Origin of the sequence: Parabacteroides sp. AM08-6, from assembly GCF_003473295.1 — a bacterium.
Lineage (GTDB): Bacteria > Bacteroidota > Bacteroidia > Bacteroidales > Tannerellaceae > Parabacteroides.
This window is the reverse complement of record NZ_QRMP01000013.1, coordinates 1-22165: the sequence shown is the minus strand read 5'-3', so window position 1 is coordinate 22165 and position 22165 is coordinate 1. Positions and strand designations below refer to the sequence as shown.

Annotated in this window: 15 protein-coding genes; 5 read left to right on the top strand and 10 right to left on the bottom strand. The window is 41.8% G+C overall.

The window, feature by feature from the left end; genetic code table 11:
* The first annotated feature begins 99 nt into the window (after positions 1-99).
* From DW103_RS10080 to DW103_RS10070, 3 genes are read left to right on the top strand one after another with little or no spacing between them, the layout of a single operon-like run.
* A complete protein-coding gene (locus DW103_RS10080; protein ID WP_122275706.1) occupies positions 100-1224 on the top strand; it encodes a basic secretory protein-like protein in 1125 nt (374 codons plus the stop codon).
* A gap of 13 nt (positions 1225-1237) precedes the next feature.
* A complete protein-coding gene (locus DW103_RS10075; protein WP_122275704.1) occupies positions 1238-3571 on the top strand; it encodes a GH92 family glycosyl hydrolase in 2334 nt (777 codons plus the stop codon).
* A gap of 16 nt (positions 3572-3587) precedes the next feature.
* Positions 3588-5885, top strand: a complete 2298-nt coding sequence (locus DW103_RS10070; protein ID WP_122275702.1) for a GH92 family glycosyl hydrolase — start codon at positions 3588-3590, stop codon at positions 5883-5885.
* An 84-nt stretch (positions 5886-5969) separates the two neighbouring features.
* On the opposite strand, the gene DW103_RS10065 is transcribed toward DW103_RS10070, so the two are convergent.
* The 6 genes from DW103_RS10065 to DW103_RS10040 all read right to left on the bottom strand — a co-directional run bounded on the left by DW103_RS10065 (position 5970) and on the right by DW103_RS10040 (position 16663).
* Positions 5970-7385 (bottom strand): PD40 domain-containing protein, encoded by a 1416-nt coding sequence (locus tag DW103_RS10065; protein WP_122275700.1) that lies wholly within the window; start codon positions 7383-7385, stop codon positions 5970-5972.
* Positions 7382-9157 (bottom strand): DUF6057 family protein, encoded by a 1776-nt coding sequence (locus DW103_RS10060; RefSeq protein WP_147381199.1) that lies wholly within the window; start codon positions 9155-9157, stop codon positions 7382-7384. Before DW103_RS10060 ends, DW103_RS10065 begins: the two co-directional genes overlap by 4 nt.
* Before the next feature lie 102 nt (positions 9158-9259).
* Entirely contained in the window at positions 9260-10201 is a 942-nt protein-coding gene (locus tag DW103_RS10055) for a BT_3044 domain-containing protein (RefSeq protein WP_122275696.1), read from the bottom strand.
* 21 nt (positions 10202-10222) lie between these two features.
* Positions 10223-12193 (bottom strand): RagB/SusD family nutrient uptake outer membrane protein, encoded by a 1971-nt coding sequence (locus DW103_RS10050; RefSeq protein WP_122275694.1) that lies wholly within the window; start codon positions 12191-12193, stop codon positions 10223-10225.
* 18 nt (positions 12194-12211) lie between these two features.
* On the bottom strand, positions 12212-15316 hold the full coding sequence (locus DW103_RS10045) for a TonB-dependent receptor (RefSeq protein ID WP_122275692.1): 3105 nt from the start codon (positions 15314-15316) through the stop codon (positions 12212-12214).
* Between the two features lie 30 nt (positions 15317-15346).
* A complete protein-coding gene (locus DW103_RS10040; RefSeq protein ID WP_122275690.1) occupies positions 15347-16663 on the bottom strand; it encodes an IPT/TIG domain-containing protein in 1317 nt (438 codons plus the stop codon).
* Between the two features lie 524 nt (positions 16664-17187).
* Here DW103_RS10040 and DW103_RS10035 point away from each other — a divergent pair.
* Both DW103_RS10035 and DW103_RS10030 read left to right on the top strand, forming a co-directional pair.
* Positions 17188-17880 (top strand): hemerythrin domain-containing protein, encoded by a 693-nt coding sequence (locus tag DW103_RS10035; protein WP_122275801.1) that lies wholly within the window; start codon positions 17188-17190, stop codon positions 17878-17880.
* 4 nt (positions 17881-17884) lie between these two features.
* A complete protein-coding gene (locus tag DW103_RS10030; RefSeq protein WP_122275689.1) occupies positions 17885-18493 on the top strand; it encodes a response regulator transcription factor in 609 nt (202 codons plus the stop codon).
* A gap of 77 nt (positions 18494-18570) precedes the next feature.
* Here the strand turns inward: DW103_RS10030 and DW103_RS10025 are convergent, their stop codons facing one another.
* From DW103_RS10025 to DW103_RS18455, 4 genes are all read right to left on the bottom strand, one after another.
* The gene (locus DW103_RS10025) at positions 18571-19212 is read right to left on the bottom strand and encodes a carbohydrate-binding family 9-like protein (RefSeq protein ID WP_122275687.1); all 642 of its coding nucleotides are present in this window, start codon (positions 19210-19212) and stop codon (positions 18571-18573) included.
* Position 19213: 1 nt separating this feature from the next.
* Complete coding sequence (locus tag DW103_RS10020; RefSeq protein ID WP_122275685.1) at positions 19214-19873, bottom strand: LysE family translocator; 660 nt, start codon at positions 19871-19873, stop codon at positions 19214-19216.
* A 94-nt stretch (positions 19874-19967) separates the two neighbouring features.
* Complete coding sequence (locus DW103_RS10015; RefSeq protein ID WP_122275683.1) at positions 19968-21503, bottom strand: arylsulfatase; 1536 nt, start codon at positions 21501-21503, stop codon at positions 19968-19970.
* A gap of 272 nt (positions 21504-21775) precedes the next feature.
* Positions 21776-22165, bottom strand: a 390-nt coding sequence (locus tag DW103_RS18455) for a DUF6383 domain-containing protein (RefSeq protein WP_233545665.1), incomplete at its 5' end; no start/stop codon positions are given.

The window sequence follows — 22165 nt, the reverse complement described above, 5'->3', positions numbered from 1 at the left end:
ATACAATAATTACAGGGAGGAAGTGGAGTAAATAATACTCCGGTGTGTTTTTAATTTTCATTCTTTAGACCTTTTTTTATAACACTATTAATTATTCAAATGAAGAAGTATCTTATATTTATTTCCAGTTGCCTGCTGTTTGCTTGCCAGTCGCAGGAGAAAGTATCTGTCAACGTACCTGAATTAACAGACGGTAATCCCTCTACTGCTTGGGTTGGAGGGCCTAAAGTGAATAAAATCATTTTTGATAACCAATTCAACTCACCCATCCAGAGCTATAAAGTATATTCGTCAGGCAATACACCTGAACACGACCCGGTAAACTGGACCTTACAAGGTTCATACGATGGAAAAAGCTGGGTAGTCGTAGATGAACGGAAGGATCAATCTTTCTGCTCCCGTTTTCAAGAGAAATTGTGTACAATAGCCAACCCCTCCAACTATAAACAATATATGCTGGAAGCCGAAACTGCCAATGGCGACTCGTTAATACTCGGCGATGTATTGTTTTATGAAGCCAATTTACGTGCCGGATGGGAAGACTTTAAATATCCGAGAGTAAATTTCAAAGTACTGGACCCCGAAGCCAAAGGAAGTGAAACCTACCAGACGCTGGTGCAAAATCCGGATGAGTATGTACAGTATCACACGCAGAAAGTAGCGGAAATTCTATTCTTCAGCGCAAAAGACACCATGAACGACGTTCAGGAAATCAACTACACTTTGAAAGAATATGACGGAGTTTCGGCAAAATCAGGCAATCCACCTTCGATTGCGATTGTATACAGCACCAAGCATATACAAAGGTCTGCCGAAGAGTCGCTTTATAAACTTGATTTCGAAACACGTGGCGTACTTTATCACGAATTGGTACACGCCTACCAGTTCGAACCGAAAGGTATCGGTTCCTACTCGACCAATAAGGAGTTTTGGGCTTGTATCGAAGGAATGGCAGATGCAGTCCGTGCACAGGCCGGATTGTTTGACATGAGTACCCGCAAACCGGGTGGAAACTGGATGGATGGCTACCGCACGACCGGTTTCTTTATTCAATGGCTTACCACCAAAGACCCTGATGCCATTCGTAAATTCCATCTGACCGTACGCGACCTCGATGTATGGAGTTTCGACAAAGCAATTAAAAGCATGTTCGGACCGGAAAGCAGCATAGAATGTATCTGGAACGAATATCAGGAATTTCTGACAAAATCGACAAACAAATAACAAGCGAGAAAGTATGCGCGGAGCGAAATTTATTTTATCTCTGTCCGTCCTTCTTATCAGCGGAATCGGACACGCACAGGACAAAGTTTCTTACGTAAATCCCATTATCGGGACCAATGGCATGGGGCATACTTTCCCCGGAGCCTGCGTTCCGTTCGGCTTGGTTCAGCTAAGCCCCGACACGGATACAATTCCACATAATGTCAACGGAAAATATCAACCTCGTGTATATGAATACTGCGCCGGATACCAACATAAAGACAGCAGTATCGTAGGTTTCAGCCATACCCATTTCAGCGGTACGGGACATTCCGACTTGGGTGATATCCTGATTATACCGACTACCGGAGCTTTAAAGCTGAATCCCGGCACGGCAACAGACCCGGATGCAGGTTACCGCTCCCGCTTTTCACACGACACGGAAATATCCCGCCCCGGATATTACGAAGTGATGTTGGCCGATTACGGCGTAAAGGCACAGCTTACCACAACCAAACGGGTAGGTGTACATAAATATACATTCCCTCACCAAAGCAAGGAGCAACGTATCGTCCTGGACATGATACATGGGATTTATAATTACGACGGCAAAGTGCTGTGGACGAATATACGGGTTGAAAACGACACATTGGTCACCGGCTACCGTATCACAAACGGTTGGGCTCGTACGAATTATACATATTTTGCCATGTCTTTTTCGAAACCTATCGCTCAATATGGCTGCGAAGAAAAAGCAAAAATAGACTACCGCGGCGGATACGGAAAATTCAATATGAAAAAGAATTTCCCGGACATCGGCGGACGTAAAATTGTCGCTTATTTCGAATTCGACCCGTCCACTTCCGATGAGCTGGAAGTAAAAGTTGCCCTTTCCGGTGTCAGCACGGACGGCGCATTGAAAAATTTGCATGCCGAGGCATCCGGATATAATTTCGACCAACTGGCTGCCCGCGCTTCGGATACTTGGAACAAAGAGTTGTCCGTCATCGACGCAACAGGAAACAACGACCAGTTATCCATGCTCTATACCTCATTGTATCACACGATGATTAACCCTTGCGTTTACACGGACGTGGACGGTCAATATCGGGGGTTAGACCATAATATTCATCAGGCTGACGGCTTCACCAACTACACCGTATTTTCCGTTTGGGATACTTACCGCGCTTTGCACCCGTTATTCAATATCATCAACCGTCAGGTAAATACGGATATTGCCAAATCCATGCTGAAACATTGCGAACAAAGCGTTCATAAAGCACTTCCTATCTGGAGTCACATGGCTAATGAGAACTGGTGTATGATTGGTTACCATTCTGTATCCGTACTGGCAGACGCCGTAGCAAAAGGTCTTCCGCTGGACAAAGAGGAGGTGTTGAAAGCGATGGTTAGCAGTTCCACTATTCCCTATCTCGACGGGACAGGCGAATATATGGAAAAAGGATATGTTTCTTTGGATCACAACGGAAGTGCCGGTTCCCTGACCCTGGAATATGCGTACGACGACTGGACTATTTACAATACAGCCCGTCTCGCCGGAAAACAGGATATCGCGGATACCTATAAAAAACGTGCCGCCAACTTTATGAATGTGTTTGATACCAGTATCGGTTATGCCCGTCCACGCTATTCGGACGGACGTTGGAAAGAAAACTTTAACCTGCTGAGTACACACGGAGAAGGCTTTATTGAAGGAAATGCGTTGAACTACGGTTTTTATGTTCCACAAGACGTAAAACAGATGATAGCCCTGATGGGAGGCGAAAAGTCTTTCATTACCAAATTGGATTCACTCTTTACTATGCACCTGCCGGACGAATTTTTTGCGGAAACGGAGGATGTAACCAAAGAAGGCTTGTTGGGAGGTTATGTGCATGGAAACGAACCGAGTCATCATATTCCATTCCTGTACGCTTGGACTTCACAGCCTTGGAAAACACAGTATTGGCAGCGTGAAATCATGAATAAAATGTACCGTAACAATATAGACGGCCTGTGTGGTAACGACGATTGCGGACAGATGTCGGCTTGGTATATCCTTTCGGCAATGGGATTTTATCCTGTTTGTCCGGGAACAGACCAATATGTCTTAGGTGCTCCTTACCTGCCCTACATGAAAGTGAAACTCGAAAACGGTAACATATTCGAGGTGAAAGCAGATAAGGTCAGCGATAAAAACCGGTATGTGAAATCCGTCCGCCTAAACGGACAACCCTACACCAAAGGATATATTACGCAACAAGATATAATGAACGGAGGTGTATTGAGCTTTGAAATGACTTCATCGCCCAACAAAAAGCGTGTATTCGAGGGAGAAAATCAGCCTTATTCCATGTCTAACAATTAATATTCATATTCTATCCATGAAGAAATTATTCATTTTAGCAATTACTCTATGCAGCAGTTTTCTGACAATGAGAGCTGCAGACAAAACAGAACTTGTGGACTTTGTCAATCCATTAGTCGGAACTCAATCTAAAGTTTCCCTCTCAACAGGTAATACATATCCGGCTATCGCCATGCCTTGGGGAATGAATTTCTGGATGCCTCAGACCGGAAAAATGGGCGATGGATGGGCTTATACATATGATGCTGATAAAATACGCGGTTTCAAACAAACCCACCAACCCAGTCCTTGGATTAACGATTATGGACAGTTCGCCATCATGCCGATTACCGGTAAAGTGGTGTTCGACCAAGATAAACGAGCCAGCTGGTTCTCACACAAAGCAGAAGTGGCTAAACCGTATTATTACCGGGTTTATTTGGCAGAACACGATGTCGTAACCGAAATCGCTCCGACAGAACGTGCGGCAATGTTTCGTTTTACATTCCCGGAAACAGATAAATCGTATGTGATTATAGACGCTTTTGACCGTGGTTCATACGTTAAGATTATTCCCGGACAGAATAAAATCGTCGGCTATACGACCCGTAACAGCGGTGGTGTTCCGAAAAACTTTAAAAATTATTTTGTTGTAGAATTCGATAAACCATTCACCTATCAGGCTGTTGTTGGCGATAATGAAATCCGTAAAGGTGAAACCGAAGCACAAGAAAACCATACCGGTGCAATCATCGGATTTGCAACAAAAAGAGGTGAAATCGTTCATGCTCGTGTCGCTTCTTCTTTCATCAGTCCCGAACAAGCGGAACTTAACCTGAAAGAACTGGGTAGCAACTCTTTTGACGAAGTAGCTCAACAGGGCCGTGACAGATGGAACGAAGTACTGGGTCATATCGAAATTGCAGATAATGACATGAAAAGCTTGGATAACCTGCGTACTTTCTACTCTTGCCTGTATCGCTCGGTTCTTTTCCCCAGAAGTTTCTATGAAATCGATGCTGCCGGACAAGTCATGCATTACAGCCCGTACAATGGCGAAGTATTGCCGGGTTATATGTTTACAGATACCGGTTTTTGGGATACATTCCGTTGTTTGTTCCCATTCCTTAACCTGATGTATCCATCTATGAGTGCAAAAATGCAGGAAGGGTTGGCTAACACTTACAAGGAAAGCGGTTTCCTTCCCGAATGGGCCAGTCCGGGACACCGGGGTTGTATGGTTGGAAACAACTCAGCTTCGGTTGTAGCCGACGCCTATCTGAAGGGATTAAGAGGTTACGACATTGAGACTTTATGGGAAGCCGTTGTACACGGAACCGACCACGTTCATCCGAGAATCAGCTCTACCGGCCGTTTGGGTCACGAATATTATAATAAATTAGGTTATGTGCCTTATGATGTAAGAATCAACGAAAGTGCCGCCCGTACACTGGAATATGCTTTCGACGATTGGTCTATTTATAAACTGGGACAGGCATTAGGCAAACCGGAATCCGAAATTGCTATTTATGCTAAACGCGCCATGAACTACAAAAATCTGTTCGACCCCGAACACAAACTGATGCGTGGCAAGAATCAGGATGGAACTTTCCAATCGCCTTTCAACCCGTTAAAATGGGGAGATGCCTTTACCGAAGGCAATAGTTGGCACTATACCTGGTCGGTATTCCACGACCCGCAAGGATTAATCGACCTGATGGGCGGAAAAGATGGCTTTAACAACATGATGGACTCCGTATTCAACGTTCCGCCCTTGTTTGATGACAGTTATTATGGTGGTGTTATCCACGAAATCCGCGAAATGCAGATTATGAATATGGGTAACTACGCGCATGGCAACCAGCCTATCCAGCATATGATTTACCTGTATGATTATTCCGGTCAACCCTGGAAAGCCCAATATTGGGTACGCGAAGTCATGGACAAAATGTATAATCCGAACATGGACGGTTATTGCGGCGACGAGGACAACGGACAAACTTCCGCCTGGTATGTATTCTCAGCGATGGGCTTCTATCCTGTTTGCCCGGGTTCCGGAGAATATATCTTAGGTTCCCCGCTATTCAAAAACATGACATTGCATTTGGAAAATGGCAAAAAGGTAGTGATTAAAGCAACAGACAACAACAAGAATAACCGCTACATCTCTTCTATGACGGTAAATGGTAAAAACTATACTAAAAATTACCTGACGCACGAAGCGATGATGAAGGGTGCAACTATCCAGTGTAAAATGTCCGCAACCCCGAACACAAAACGCGGTACACAGGATAGTGATTTCCCCTACTCATTCTCAAACGAATTGAAAAAATAAAGATATTATAATTCTCAAATAGACCTATGTAAAAAACCACGCAAAGGGCTGTACTACGAATTGTAGGCAGCCCTTTTTTTATGATTAATATCCCTCTACCAGTTTTTCTATTTCCGCATAAGGCAATTCGATTTTACCTGTCATAAATTCCGGGATATTATAGGAACGATCTTGGTATATATAATAAGAGCTTGTTTTCTGCGGCAATAAAAAAGGTTTGCCGGCTGAGCCGTCTTCTGCAATATGCGCCAAATAAGGACGTGTGTACAGACCATCTCCCCGGCGGCTGCCGAAAATAACCCATCGGCTATTGGACGACCAAGAGTGATAGCTTTCTGTCTCGGAGGAATTTAATATCGAAACATCGACCGGACGATTATTTGCCAAATCCAACATTTTCAAATCAGCTTCCCGGTGCCAAATAGAGAAATTACCGTAGTTATGCTGTGTATACAACAGGTAGCGCCCGTCCGGAGAAACACGGGGAAAAGAGACACTATACTGATTGGCAGCAGCATTTATGACCGTATCGACCTGACGCCCAAACAACCTTTTATCTAAATCCAGCCGGATGGAACACAAATCATAGCGGATATCCATAATAGAGTCCGGGAGAGAAACAGCCTTTGCGGAGCAGAAATACAACGTTTTCCCATCCGGAGAAAAAGCCGGAAATGTCTCATACGAGTTCTCCTGCATTAATAACGGAACAGTTATCAAACTATTTGTCCGGACATCCAGAATGACAATGTCCGACCATTGATCCCAGACCTCTATCCGGTTTGGATTTTTAGCATGTACACTCTGCACAGTCTTGTTTACGGAAAAAGCGATATAATTGCCGGACGGATGCCAGGAAGGGTAAACAAACGTCTGTATTTTTTCATTATAATGTGCATTCAATTTCTTTAAAATCCCCTCTTTTGCCAGAATAGTTCCCCCACCCGGACGTTGATGGAATAAAAACTCTTTCGGATTTCCCCAATTAGTCGTATGGCAATTGACGCAAATCAGATTTATGTTCGTGTTCTCATAAATGGGGCTTTCCTCATAAGAAGATAAATCGCGTTGATAAATGCCCATTCGGTTCCACACCTCATAACCCGGTGCAATCAACCGGTATGTAATAAACGGATCTATTTTATCTTTCGACACATACAAGAAGAATGAATGTAGATAACTCTTTTTCGCTCCTTTTTTTGCAAAAATATCGACTTGGATTGTATCTCCTGAGCTGAGTAAATTTTTCCATTCCCGGACAGAGGGGCTGACCTCTTTACCATTTATCGAAAAAGAATAAGCGGTTGTATGCAACATCGTTTCCACATTTTCCTCATCCGTATTGATTCTAAATGAGAGAGGAGCAATATCCTGTGGAATAGTCACCCCTTCATAATCCGGATAAATAAAAGAAGAAGACAATCCTTCCGACAACTCGACCGGAGTATAGCTACATGCACAGCAAATGCTAAGTAAGAATAATGCCAGACACTTCTTCATAATTTAATTTCTTTATAGTGAAAATAGAACCAATAGCTGTTTACATGATACAGGGACAACCACTTTTTCCGTTCTTCAGGATTGTTTGTCCCCTTATAAATAGAAGTATACGTTTCGAAATCCTCCTTTATCTTTTCCGGTATAGGATAACGAGTCAAAACATCCGGAACGAACGGCGCACATGCCATAAGCCCTTCATAATACACTTTCGGAATATCTTTCATTTCCGTATTATCATAATAAAAACCGAACCAGTCTAAAAAGGCATTCAAATTCTTGTCTAATAAAAAAGAACACAACACGAAATCTCTTAATTTCTTGTTTTCCTTATCCGAACCAGCCAAGAAACTCCATTCGTTTGATGAGACAAAATGATTACCCGTTTGTTGGTATTCAAAACTTCCGGTATACTCTTCATCCTTCTCCATCTGTTCCGGTTCCGAGAAATAAGATAACTGTTTCTCCGCCCATTCTTGATAGGAGAACGTCTGTCGTAAATAATTGATATATTTTGCCGCAACCCGGTATTCTTTCTGTAAAAGATTTGTACGTACCAACATTTTCATCGTTTCAGGAAATCCTTTTGTAGAAGATGATACATTCCCTTCAAATGCAAATTTCTGGGCAAAAGCGACATCACCGTAATAATAACAAATCTTCTGTATGGCAAAAGCTGCATATACTGTTCTGTCCCAAGGGGCAAACAACCCGGCTCTTCCCTTTTGTGGGAAATATAGAAGAGAATCGGCAAGAATACCTTTCTCGGCTAAGGCCAAATTCTGATAATTCAAACTAATAACCTCATCATTCTCAGGATGTGCCCGGCAATAGGCAAGAACATCCTCCCATTCTTCCTGTATGACAGCATGATGCAACTGCTTGAAAGGTAATGACCAGTTATCGTCATAGCGAGGGAAAAGATAAGCGAAAAATCCGATTATCAATCCGACCTGAACCACTATCAACCAACCGTTTTTCTTCATCCATACCGCCATACGTTCCAACAAAGGGGTCAATAAAATAGCTATGGGCAACAATACCCAAGCTGCATATTTTGTCCAACCGGGAATAATCCGCAAAGAACAAACCCCGCTCACATCCACATACATGCGGTATGCACCATTTCCCAGAAAAGAATTGACAACATAACCATAAACAGCTACAATCAACAAAGGAAGCAAGCTTTTTCCTTTACCCAAACCATGCTCTTTCAATTCAATACAACTTGCTGCTATCAGAAACAGTGTCTGGAAAGGAGCAGCAACCCCAAACAATAAAAATGCCAAGAAAAGAGAAAAAGAAAAACGTTTCAGAAAAGAAAGGTTTTGTATCCGGTTATAAACAAGCAAAGCCGCCAAGCAAAAAGAATATCCGATTATACCCTTGTAGCGGAACTCCATATCCAACAAATCTATTAACAAAAAAAGAAGGATACAACATTCGAAAACAAAAATAAAAGAAGGATATTCCCGACTACGTATCAACAGCAAATGTATCATATAGCCAATCAACAAAAGTAAACAGGTGGTAAAAACACTCCCTACATAATCAAACTTAAAAAACTGAATACAATACTCACTTATATATTCTATCACTCCACCCGGTTGTAGCACGACTTCCCTAGCATACTCTTTGCCTGCTAAAAACAATTGTAATTGCTCTAAAAAATATATATGGAAAACATACCTATATTGCAACAAGGCCATAATAACACTTCCGCCAATAAGTAATAATAGCAGCTTCAATTTCATCATCTGTGTTCCCTTATTCATCTCAATCATCGTGTAAGTACTAATTTGATACTCATCCAATACAGACTAAAAATAAAACAGCAGGCCAAAACCCGACCTGCTGTTTTTCCAATAATCCAAGACTTAAATATCCAGAATTTCTACATAGCGAAGTAAGTTTTCAGTAATTCCAACCCATTCACCAAAATCGGCATCAGCAGACGAACGCGTACGGTAACGATATGATAAATAGAAGCGATAGTTACCGGCAGAATCTTGTCGGTACTGGTTGTATCCTTCTTGACTTACCATTTCTATATCTACAAAATCAGAATTAAAAGGAGTTATAGTCAATGAGTTATCCGCATTGATTTCTATAACCATACAACTGGAATTGATTACGTCCATTTTAGCTTCAAAAGCCTTCTGCTCAATCGTTGTCCGGATTTTATTCTTGCTTATCGGTAATATCACTTTATTTGTCATGATAGTATAAGGAACTTTTCCCGATTCTGTTTTTTCACCACGCATCGAATAGAGAGTTTGTTCCTGTTGGTCCGCATATTTATTTTTGATAAATACACGATACATCACATTACTATGTTCTTCTGATATACTATCGATAGAAGCACTCTTTATTTTCAACGGAATAAAATAAGTAGAGTCCGGAGAAAGCCCTTCCGGCATAACATGAATAGGCAAATAAGCACGGGCCGGAATGTCTGTCGGGTCTACAGTTACCTTCATAGAAGGTATTTCATAGAAAGAAGAAGCCAACGGTTTCAGGTATTTATCCTCTTCCACGCCAAACATCTTCTCATTATATTCGTCCAAAGCCTTCGGATCTGATTCAAATTCGACCGTAACAGGTTCCGTCACTTGCAATGAACCGGAAACCATCACTATCACATTACCTTTCGAAACATCTTCGTCCAATGAATGAACTTCTGAGAAAACTTGATTATCTTCTTTTGTCAACACATACACAATTTTCTCATACAATTCCTCTTCAAACATTTCATATCCCTCACAAGCGGCCAAAGCTGTAAGACATAAGAAAGCGGCTGTTATTTTGATTATTTTCATATCTTTTACTTTATTAGGTTATTACTTTGTCCAGCCCGGATTTTGATCCAACGACGGCATCTTTCTCAGTTCATTTTTCCAGATAGGAACCAATACCAACTTCGGTGAAACCATACGAGTCTTTACATTTATATGATTTACACGTACGCGTTGGAAGAACTGTTCTGTCAATGCTTCTATATTCATTCCGATAAACGGTTCCGATTCAGATTCCTCATAAATACCCCAACGACGAACATCATAATAGCGTCTGTTTTCATGGAAGAATTCCACCATGCGTTCCTGCTGAATCAATTTATTCACTTCTTCTTTAGAGAGTCCCTGTGGAATACCCGGCAATCCGGCACGATAGCGGACCTGATTAAAGTACTTTGCTATTTCGTTATAATCACGGGAATAAGTAGCTGTCACTCCATCCGCATCAGTTACAGTATGGGTTCCATCAATATTATTAATCGCTTCCGCATAAGAAAGTAACATTTCAGCATAACGGATAATCGGGAAGAATTTTCGTGTAACAGTTGCACCATTCCCGGCAAATGCGTCATCATCATGTACATATTTCACCGGGACATAACCGGTAAGTGTATAGTCGGTAGGTGATGTTGTCGCTGCTTTACCGCAGTTTCCATCTTTCGCATAATTAGCCACAAAATTTCTTCTCGAATTATCGGTTGTCGAATTACAAGGCCATAAACGATTCTGGTATCCGATACTTGCATAGAAACGCATTTCACGATTCGCGTAAGCTTTCGAAGTACCGGGTTGTAGCTGATAACCGGAGAAAGAAACTCCGGCATCAATCTTTTCTTCTTCGTTGATACCTGCTTTTTCATACTCTGTACCATCGGCCATACGATAAGCATCAATAATTTTTTGGGGAATTCCCATACCGCCCCATCCCTGAAGGTTTCCTACCGGGAAGAAATGATGAACATAATTTTGTACAGCATCGGAATATCTCGCCCAAATAAATTCCGGGTTTTTATAACCGACAGCTTCTCCCGAGAACATATCTTTATAGGATTTGTACGGATCTATGCCTCCGGCACCATCCGGAAAGTTTTCACTGGGCACATTATCAGGAAGCGCAGGAGTCATTTCATCACTCATTACCGTGTGAAGTGTATACCCTCCTCCATCAATCAATTTTTTCGCATAATGAGCAGCTACCGCCCAACGCTTATTATCCGGCGTTTGAGATACATAAAATTCTCCGTCTGTCGAACGCTTCCAGCTTCCGAAATAACGGCGAGCGGCATCGCCTCCGTTAAACGCGTTACTAGCATGAATCAAACGTAAACGGGCAATCAATGCTATAGCAGCATCTTTACTCGGACGTCCGAATTGTGAAATGGTTAAAGCATCCTTACTTGGCATATATTGTGCAGCTTTTTCAAACTCTGTGCAAACATAATCCATAGATTCGTCGTAAGTCATACGGGCACGGTCATAATAGTCCATATCCTCATTCATATTCGGTACTTCATCATTAACCAACACGAGTGGTCCGTAGTCTACCAAGAGATTATAATAGGCATATGCACGCATAAAATAGGCATATCCCAATATTTCACTTCTCTCCTGTATTGTTAAATCCGGACATTTATCGATATTCTGAAGGATGATATTTACCTTTCGAACAGCACGATACATATCAATCCACATGGTGAAAAATCGGTGCTGGCTATCTTCGGTTACAAGTCCGCGAGCATATTTAACGCCCATAAACTCATCCGTATCCCAAGTTGGAAGAGCCTCATCGGTAGCCGTAACTCCAGGAGTCCAGTTATTTCCCCAAATTTGTCCCTCATCTTTGAAATAAGTCGGAATATTCCACAAATAACGTTGCACATTCACTTTATTGGAAAAAATAGAATCATAATTGAATGTGTCCATAAAATAATCATCCACATTCAGATAATTACACGAACTGAAACATCCCCATATAGCTACGATTGTAGTAAAAAACAGTTGTTTTATATATTTCATATTCTTATTCTCCTCTCATTAAAAGTTTACGTAGATTTGAGCAGCATAGCGTGCCGGAATCGGGTAAGACTGCCCATTTCTTTCAGATTGTTCCGGGTCATACATTTTTACTTTCATATTGCTCCATACAGCCAGATTATAACCGATTACCTGGAAATCCATTGAACTTACACCTAATTGTCTCAGGAACTTGCCCGCAGCCAATCGATAAGTTACGCCGATTTCTTCCATACGCAAATAACGGGCATTATCCATCCAGAATGTAGATATTTTGGTATTGTTCTCATTCCGTCCGTATGTCAGACGAGGAAACATAGCATTGGGATTTTCCGTAGAAGGATCACCGGAATAAGAAGCAGGAGTCCAACGATTAGCCTGGTCGGCAACAAGTTGCAGCACATTACCGGTTTTTCCGTTATTAAAAGGAATCCACCCTTCGTCATTCAATCTGCCATTACCGTCCCCAACTGCCGTACGGAAAACATCTACACGTCCGGTTCCTTTAAAGAGGATATTGAAAGTCCAGTTCTTATAAGTAAATTCACCACCGAATCCATACATAAACCGAGGATAATTAGAATACGAGAGCGGCACCATATCATCATCGTTAATGACACCATTACCATCCACATCCTTATATTTAATGTCACCAGGGCGAACAGTTCCAAACTGAGCCGGACTATATTTCACATCCTCTTCATCTTTAAACAAACCTAAAGCGATAAAACCGCGTCTTGCATTATAAGGCCATCCTTTTTTGAACAAATAATCATAAGGCAAATTATTTTCTTCCCATTCCTTTACATCATTAGTCGAATAAGTATAATTTCCACGTAATGTAAAGTACATGTCTTTACCGATAGTCTGAGTAAAAGAGATATTACCGTCAGAGCCATAACTCCTCATCTTACCGACATTACCAAACGGGAAACCAACCGGAATACCGACATAATCAGGAATATTGGTACGCTGCTGGAAAATACCGTTACGTTCGTCATTAAAGAAGTCTACAACGAAGTCCACTTTTTCATTAAAAAGTTTTCCTTCCACACCGATATTGGACTTGATAGCACGTTCCCATTTCAGATTATCAGACCCCATTACACTTTCCGATACACCTGTCATTGTAGCTCCCCAACCTGTACCGGCCTGAGAGTTCATCTGTGTCAAATAAGGGAAACGTTTGTCCGTAATACGGTCGTTACCAACAGTACCGTAAGAACCACGAATTTTCAAGAAATTCAACCAAGGAAGTGCTTTTTGTACAAACTTATATTGAGTAGGGACCCATCCGAAAGAAACAGAAGGAAAGAAACCGAATTGACGACCCGGCTCAAAGTTTTCGGAACCTGTATAACCGAAATTACCATCGATAAAATAAGTATCTTTAAATCCATATGTAATTCTACTGGATAAACCCTGATAGCGTCTGGGAATTGCTTTCAACGATTCCTCCGGTTTATAGCCTGTATCAGATTCGTCACTCATATAATAGTATGCCAATCCGGTGAAACGATGGTCGTCACCTACCACCCGTTCATAATTCAGCATCGCTTCAAGATGGAGTTTACGCCAAAAATATTTGTCCTCATTATAAGTCACCGCTTGCTGGTCACGCTTTTTGATTAATTTCAATTCTCCGTTCGTATCACGTTCCGTAGCATTATACATTTCAGGGAAAAGCAAACGTTTTTCCTTTTTCTGCATCGTCGTATTCAACGCACCTTGTACACGGATTTTCAAACCCGGTGTAATCATGGAAAGATCCTGATTAAGCGCCAGAGTGGCCATATTCTTAAACTCTTCATCTTTTCCCATACCTGTGGCATTCAACAAAACGTAAGGAGAATAAATATCTTGGTCATAACAAGGATAAGAGCCGTCCGAATACATAGTAGGAATTGTCAACGGAGTAAGCATAGCTTGTTGATACCAAACATAATCCGTACTTTCCCCTCCCGGTTTTCCTGTCGAAGAAATGAAACCGTCCACACCGAAATACAAGGCTGTCGTTTTCGTCACATTAATATCCAAATTGGTACGATAACCATATGTACGATAACCAATATTCGTTTTATACTTTGAATTCGGATCTTGTTTATAAGCAGCTCCTTCGTTCGACATATTCAAACTGATAAAATACTTGGCAACATTACCACCCCCTTGAGCACTTACATAATAAGTTTGTTGCAAAGATGTTTTATTCAGAATTTCATCTTGCCAGTCCACATTCGGGAATAAATCCGGATCCATATTATATTTAATCAGATTTAAATCCATCGCGCTATATAGCGGAGACATATTTGAAACAACGCGAGCCTCATTTGCCAACTTGGCATAGTCGTAAGAATCAACAAACTCCGGTAAGTGTTTTAACTGAGCTACCGTAAAATTAGCACGAGCCGTAATGCGCAAACGGTCTGTTTGTCCACGTTTAGTTGTTACAAGAACTACACCATTCGCACCACGAACACCATATACGGCAGTTGCCGAAGCATCTTTCAAGATAGAAAAACTTTCCACGTCGGCCGGATCGACATCGCTCAAACGGCCTTCCAATCCATCTATCAATACCAATGCACTACTGTTGGCCCCGAAAGTACCGATACCACGAACCCAGAATTCCGAAATGTTTTTACCCGGTTCACCGCTCGATTGCAGAGAGATTACACCGGCAACACGTCCACCCAGCATATTATTAAGAGATGTGGCTGGGACCTGCAACTGGGCCACATCAACCGTTGTTACGGCAGATGACACACCAATCTTACGCTGTTTACCCATACCGACTACAACTGCTTCGTCCAATTGAACAGAAGATGGTTTCATCTTAACAACCACCACTTCTTCGTTTTTCTTAACAGGATACAATAAGTTTTCATATCCTAAGTAACTAAAAATAAGGACATCTCCTACATTCGCTTTTACTTTAAATGCACCATTTGCGTCTGTAATCGTACCGACACCCGGTTGGTCTTGAATATAAACATTGACTCCGACCAATGGCTCGTCTTGCATCACTTCGTCTTGCACGACACCAGCAATGGTCACACTCTTCTTTTGTGCATACAAAGCAACGCTTGCACACAACAATATTTGTATGATGATAATAAGTCTTTTCATGAATTAAATGGTAAAAAATGAATACTCTGTTTATTCTATAGAAAGCCTACGGATACAATTATTCTCTCTGTCGGCAATATAGATAGTACCTTCACTGTCTACAGCCACCCCTGTCGGAGAATTGAACATTGCCACCTCCGGATCACCATCCTTATATCCACTTTTACCCGGTATGCCGACAACAGTCGAGACTACTCCTTCCGGTGATATTTTTCGGATACAATGATTACCTTTATCCGCCACAAACAAGTTACCATCCAAATCAAAACAGATTTGTTGGATTTCCCCGAATATGGCATCCTTCACATCACCGTCCTGGTGTCCGACAGTTTGCCCATAGCCTGAATACGGTTTAAATTCATTTGTCAAAATATTATAGATACCTATATACCTAAATTCCCTGAAAGACATATACAATAACTCAGGATGATTCGGACTAAAAACAGCCCAACCATCAGCTCCGGACGCTACATTTTCAGCAACCAGCCATGCTTTTTTGGTATTCGGGTCAAATTTTATCAATTCTCCGGCATATGAACGATAATACATCATTTTATCTATCTGACAAGCAGTTACACCATGTTTCCATTGGCTTGTAAAAGGCTTGGAATCTTCAGCAGCCATAATTTCAAATTTCTTACCATCCCACAACCGTTCCGGGTCAAATTCATAGAAAGTAAGTCCTGCATCCATCGGAATCATCAGCACTTTCCCATCCGAATCAACAGCCGGTGCATTCGGAGAGCCACCTACCCAGCTACCTTCCTTCTTGGTTGTTGTCACCTCATTCTTTTCCATGTTGATACGTCTCAATGCCGGATGGTCGGAAAATTCGCAAACGAAAATATTATCTTCACCATCAATAGCCACGAAACGGGGATCATAAAATCCTGCCGAAATCAGTGTTCCGTCTATTTGCTCATTAACCGAAGGGTTACCGGCGATAGTAGTTACACGGGTGACAGAGGTATACTCAAACGTATTGTCGAAGGATAAAGAATCTTTTCCTACCACAACAGATATTACACAAGTGTCTCCCGGCAAACGCGGTGTAATTACATACAGTTTATCACCTTTTGCACTGACAACTGCAGCTTGCTTCTTGTTGTAGTACACGCGCACATTACTCGGATCTGTCCCAAAATTCTCACCTTCAATGATAACATTTGTAGACATTCCCCCAGAATCTGGGTAAAACGTAGTAAGTTTAACTGGTTGATTCGGGTCATAGGGGCTTCCGCCATTTTTGTCTTTATCATCTGAACAGGCAAAGACAAAGGCCAAAACCAAACCAATCACACCAAGAAAACACGTTTTTTGTAAAAAAGAAAGGCCTCTTTTTTCCATGTGAATTAGATTTTAAAAAGTTAAATTAAAAAAAAACTTCATCTCTCTTTTTCAACAAGTAAATATTTTTGAAGTAAGAATTTTAAGGTCAACAGAATCTTTCTTCGCCATATTCAATTGCATATAATTAACAATCCTGTAATAAGTTCAGCTTTTCACGGTCAACAAATTATCAACATTATCTAGTTTACAGCGTAGTTCTACAAGAACTATGTTAATTACACAGCCAAAAATACGAAAAAAGATTTCAATTTAAAATAAGCGAGTGGCATATTTTATGAATTTTTAAAATTTATAAATCAACTGTTAAAAATATATTTCTACATAATGTCGTGATTATTAAGACATTATTGTTTTGAATCGACATAGTTCTTGTAGAACTACGTATCATAAAAATTAACCCTTCCATGAAATTCCGGACTTCCCGGATAACCCACATACAGAAATTCTGGCATATCCAGGAAAAAAACAGTATCTTTGACTATCAAAAAGCACACCAAAATAAAAAAAGAAAGAAACAGCCTATGTATAAAAACGGAAAATATCGGGAAACAGATAAGATGAGCGACCTGATATGCGAGAACTACCCAATGGTACTCGTAATGAGTCGTTTCGGTATCGCATTAGGCTTCGGCGAAAAGAATATCGGGGAAGTATGCCGGCAAAACGGTGTAGATTCATGCACATTCCTGACTGTTGTAAACTTCCTGACGCAAGATGTTTCAGCTCCGGTCACAAATATAGACAAATGCCTGTCGATTGAATCGCTGATTACATATCTGCATAACGCACATTCCTATTTCTTGGATTTCCGCCTGCCGCATATCCGCCGCAAGCTGACAGAAGCAATTGCCGAATGTCAGAAAGATGTAGCCTTTGTTATTACGAAATTCTTTGACGAATATGCCGAAGAGGTGAACAAACACATGTCGTATGAGGAAAAAGTTGTATTTCCTTATGTACGCAACCTGCTGAACGGGAAAAAGGACCCGAAATACAATATCACGATTTTCAGGAAACATCACGACCAGATTGAAATGAAAATTATCGAGCTAAAAAATATACTTATCAAGTATTATCCCGGCTCCGGTAGTAATCTGCTGAACAGTGTCCTTTTCGACATCTTTGCGACCGAACAGGACCTCTCCTCGCATAATCACGTAGAAGATTATCTTTTTATACCGGCTATTTTAGCTCTTGAAAAAACAATAAACTGAAACAATGAGTACCCAGCTGAAAATAGCTATTGCGGAACCATCCGACATTATCCGCAATGGCCTCGAAACATTGTTGAAACGAATGCCCGGTTTTCGAATTTCGCTGACTATGGTTGCAACCCCCGAACTACTTATCGAAGCGCTCCATACCCATATACCGGATATACTCATCATCAATCCTTCTATACCCGGCTGTCTTTCGTTCCATCATCTCAAAGAAGAAACGGGTGACTACGATATGAAATACGTTGTATTATTATATAGTGTAGCCGACCCTGCATTATTACGTCCGTACGACGAACAAATCAACATCCACGACACCGCGGAAGTCATCTATCATAAACTGGAAAATCTCATATCCGCCCAAATGGAAACAAATGCCGTCGATGAAGAGCAACAGACACTCAGTACACGAGAAAAAGAGATTGTAGTTTGTGTCGTCAAAGGAATGACTAACCGGGAAATAGCAGATAGATTATTTCTTTCCACACATACCGTCATCACGCACCGCCGGAATATCGCCCGAAAGTTACAGATACACAGTGCAAGCGGTTTAACCGTCTATGCCATAGTAAATAAGTTAGTAGAATTAAGTGACATAAAAACAACATGACAAACCTCCCTTTCCGAAAGGATACATCTCTCCTTCCAAAAAGGGAAAACAGAATATCCCCCCTTCAAACAAGTCTCTTATAAATATAATTCCCCAAAGAATTCCGGACAATGGAAATTCGGTTCGGGCATATCAATCGGATTCCAGCTTACAAAATGGGGGAATGCCGTATCATCCGCGCATTTATAAAAATTCCCCATAATCTTCTCCGGTAAATGTTTCGGGTCCAATCCCATTACACGGAACGGAATAGCAACAATCAGTTCCCAGGAATAAAGCCCCGTTTTCTCTTCAAAAGGAATATGTTCTAATGAAGAATACCGGCCTATTGAAGCAAACTCTTCTGCCGTCAGCATTTTTTTCACGTCACGCGACCGGCGGTAGGAAGCATCACAAGTGCCGATACAATTAAACTCAAAGTTATAATAATTACGGTCATCCACCTGCTTCATAAAAAACTCCACACAGCTGTCGGTATAAACAGGCAAACCGTCATGTTCATAAACAGCTTTAAGGGAATTTCCCCTGACAAAATAACGGATATACAGTTTTTCATCCGTCCGCGCAATGTCGAATACCGCAATCGGCTTATAGGGATATTCTTCCCAGTTAATCACATCGATGGATTCCCGATGGGCTTTTGCTTCCATCAAATAACCGACAGACGATAAATCCAGCACGTCGAGCGTCGGCAAATAGGGTACTTTCAGTTTCTTCATTTTAATTACAGATTTGGAGCAACGGCAGATGGAAATAAGAGGTCAGAAGCACAGATAAAACACCCACAACAGATAAAATAATAATGACCGACCCCACAATCCGATTCAATAACCATATACCTCGTACATTAAACCATTTTTTCAATTTAGCCACTATATATGTAATCCCGAACCACCAAAGTACAGCCCCTACTCCTATAAAAGCAACACCTCCCAACAACATCCACGCGGTATATTCCGGTAGCACAAAACCAAAACGGGCAAATAAACCTATATATAGTAAAACAATTAATACGTTGCTAAAGGTAAGGAGAAATGCCGTAATAAAGTCCTGCGTAAACGACAACTTTTTCTCCCCTTGTTTTTTCAGGCTTCCGGTAGGGTTACTTTGGAATATATAATATCCGAAAACACCGAGTACCAGACTCCCCAATAATTGGAGCGGAGTTTGGTTCGCTTCGACAAAATTAACCACGACTCCCATCCCCAAACAGGTAAGCAGTGCATATATAACATCCGACAACGCAGCCCCCAAACCGGTTATAAATCCGTGCCATCTCCCTTTGTTCAGAGTTCTTTGCACGCATAACATACCAATCGGGCCCATAGGGGCAGAAACCAATATACCTATTACAAGTCCTTTACTAACCAATCCCAGCATTATCCTTTTATTTACTGCCTAATGATTTGCAAATATACAGCCTAATACTGATAAAAAAACGTAAAAACTGAAAAAGAGGATATATATATGTTTATCAAAAGCCTCGTACATCTTTCAGGATTGCTTGCAACCGGGCTACAATTTCAGGATGTTTATCCGCCTCATTTTCTTGTTCGTTCACTTTCCGCATATCATAAAGAGATGGTGTTTTCTGATAACCGGTCTCAATCTTGGGTCCCCACGGTATCATAGCCGGCCCGTTGCTGGGTTCGATATACTTCCAGTCTTTGGTCCGGACAGACAGCGTATGGTCGTTCGCCTGCTCGATTACCCAAGGGCGGTCTGTTGCATCCGTTCCCAACCAGTTGCCCAAGCGATTCTGACTGTCGGGTGCTGTTCCCTGCGGAAGAGTAGCTCCTATCAATCCGGAAAAGGAACGGAACCAGTCAATCTGGGAAACCAGTACATCGGACACCTGCCCCTTCTTTACCTGTTTCGGCCAGCTCACAATTGCCGGAACCCGTGTTCCGGCCTCGAAAGCACTGTATTTGCCGCCACGAAGGGGACCTCCCGGCTTATGGTCACCTGCCAATTCTACGGCATGGTCGTCATATCCATCGTCCAGAACGGGACCATTATCACTGGAAAGGATAATCAATGTATTTTCACGCAATCCTAATTTATCCAACAGCTCCATAATCCGGCCGACACTCCAGTCGAACTGAACAATGGCATCTCCGCGCAATCCCATCGGATTTTTCCCTCTGAAACGTTCATGTGGAAAACGAGGTACATGCACATCATTGGTGGCAAAATAGAGAAAGAAAGGATTGTCTTTATTTTTCCGGATAAAATCGAGCGCATGCGTTGTTATGGAGTCGGCTATATTTTCATCTTTCCAGAGTGCCTTTCCGCCACCTTTCATATACCCGATACGGCCGATACCGTTTACAATCGCCATATCATGCCCGTGGCTATGCTTCAGATTATAAAGCAATTCGGGATGGTCTTTGCCTAAAGGTTCGCCTTCGAACGGTTTTTTGTAGCTGACTTCTATGGGAGCGGAAGGGTCATAATTGGCCACTTTCCCGTTTTCGATAAAAACACAGGGAACGCGGTCCGCCGTTGCCGCCATAATATAGGAATAATCAAAACCCAAATCCCCCAAAGCCGTAGGCAACGGGGCATTCCAATCCTGCTCGCCGTCTTTATCGCCCAGTCCCAGATGCCATTTGCCGATAGCCGCCGTTGCATATCCGCTATTTTTAAACATATCGGCAATCGTATAACGTTCGGGGCGGATAATCATGCCCGCGTTTCCGGCCGCAATATCCGTACCGGGTCTGCGCCAGGCATATTCGCCCGTCAGCATCGAATAGCGCGAAGGTGTGCTGGTGGAGGCTGTTGCATGCGCGTTCAAAAAACGTATTCCGCTTTTTGCCAGTTTATTCACATTCGGCGTTTCCACCCGGGTCCCATCGTAGCATTGCAGGTCGCCATATCCTAAATCATCCGCATAAATAAATACCACATTCGGGGTCTGCGGCTTTGCTTCCTGCCCTTTCTGCGCGTAGGAAAAACAAGGGACAAACAGGGAAGCACCCAATCCCAGCAAAGCATTTGATTTCATAACTGATTGTTTATAAGATTCTACCGATTCACTTCGTATACGCAAATATACGATTAAATCGATTGATTATAACAACGAAACCCCGGCAGTTTATACCACCGGGGTTTGTTTTTTGTTCTGCTTCCTTCCTTCACAGGGGTACCGGCAGAAAACTTTTTAATTTTATTACTTTAGTATTAATATTATCACTTGTTCTCCCTCGCGGGGTACTTGGATAAAAACATCCGCGTGATAAATTATTTAGAATTATTTTTTTCCAAATATTCTTTTTCTTATTCAACCATTGCTTTTACAGCTTCTTCACCTTCTACGGCTACTATTACAATACCGGCAGGTGCTGCAATCGTTTCGTTGTCGGATGTGATAACTGTGTTAGCCTTGATTTGACCCAGCATGTTGCTGATAACAACCTTCTTGCCGGCTGCACCGTTGATAGTTACCTGGCCATTGCCACCGATAACTGATACTTCGGATGTTGAAATACCTTCGTTTGCGGTTGCTTCACCTGTATTTACAGGATTGATGATGATAGCTTCGTCTTTATCAGCTGTCAATGTTACATATTCGTTCACAATACGCAGATACTTGCTATCTTTCTGTTCCTGTACATAAACAGCTCCTGATTCACCTGATACAAACGGGAATGCGAATTGGTAAGGTTT

Coding starts and splice junctions, on each gene's coding strand:
- DW103_RS10035 (WP_122275801.1), top strand. CDS start 17,188: ATGTATAAAAACGGAAAATATCGGGAAACAGATAAGATGAGCGACCTG.
- DW103_RS10030 (WP_122275689.1), top strand. CDS start 17,885: ATGAGTACCCAGCTGAAAATAGCTATTGCGGAACCATCCGACATTATC.
- DW103_RS10015 (WP_122275683.1), bottom strand. CDS start 21,503: ATGAAATCAAATGCTTTGCTGGGATTGGGTGCTTCCCTGTTTGTCCCT.
- DW103_RS10025 (WP_122275687.1), bottom strand. CDS start 19,212: ATGAAGAAACTGAAAGTACCCTATTTGCCGACGCTCGACGTGCTGGAT.
- DW103_RS10070 (WP_122275702.1), top strand. CDS start 3,588: ATGAAGAAATTATTCATTTTAGCAATTACTCTATGCAGCAGTTTTCTG.
- DW103_RS10055 (WP_122275696.1), bottom strand. CDS start 10,201: ATGAAAATAATCAAAATAACAGCCGCTTTCTTATGTCTTACAGCTTTG.
- DW103_RS10040 (WP_122275690.1), bottom strand. CDS start 16,663: ATGGAAAAAAGAGGCCTTTCTTTTTTACAAAAAACGTGTTTTCTTGGT.
- DW103_RS10060 (WP_147381199.1), bottom strand. CDS start 9,157: ATGAATAAGGGAACACAGATGATGAAATTGAAGCTGCTATTATTACTT.
- DW103_RS10050 (WP_122275694.1), bottom strand. CDS start 12,193: ATGAAATATATAAAACAACTGTTTTTTACTACAATCGTAGCTATATGG.
- DW103_RS10045 (WP_122275692.1), bottom strand. CDS start 15,316: ATGAAAAGACTTATTATCATCATACAAATATTGTTGTGTGCAAGCGTT.
- DW103_RS10065 (WP_122275700.1), bottom strand. CDS start 7,385: ATGAAGAAGTGTCTGGCATTATTCTTACTTAGCATTTGCTGTGCATGT.
- DW103_RS10020 (WP_122275685.1), bottom strand. CDS start 19,873: ATGCTGGGATTGGTTAGTAAAGGACTTGTAATAGGTATATTGGTTTCT.
- DW103_RS10080 (WP_122275706.1), top strand. CDS start 100: ATGAAGAAGTATCTTATATTTATTTCCAGTTGCCTGCTGTTTGCTTGC.
- DW103_RS10075 (WP_122275704.1), top strand. CDS start 1,238: ATGCGCGGAGCGAAATTTATTTTATCTCTGTCCGTCCTTCTTATCAGC.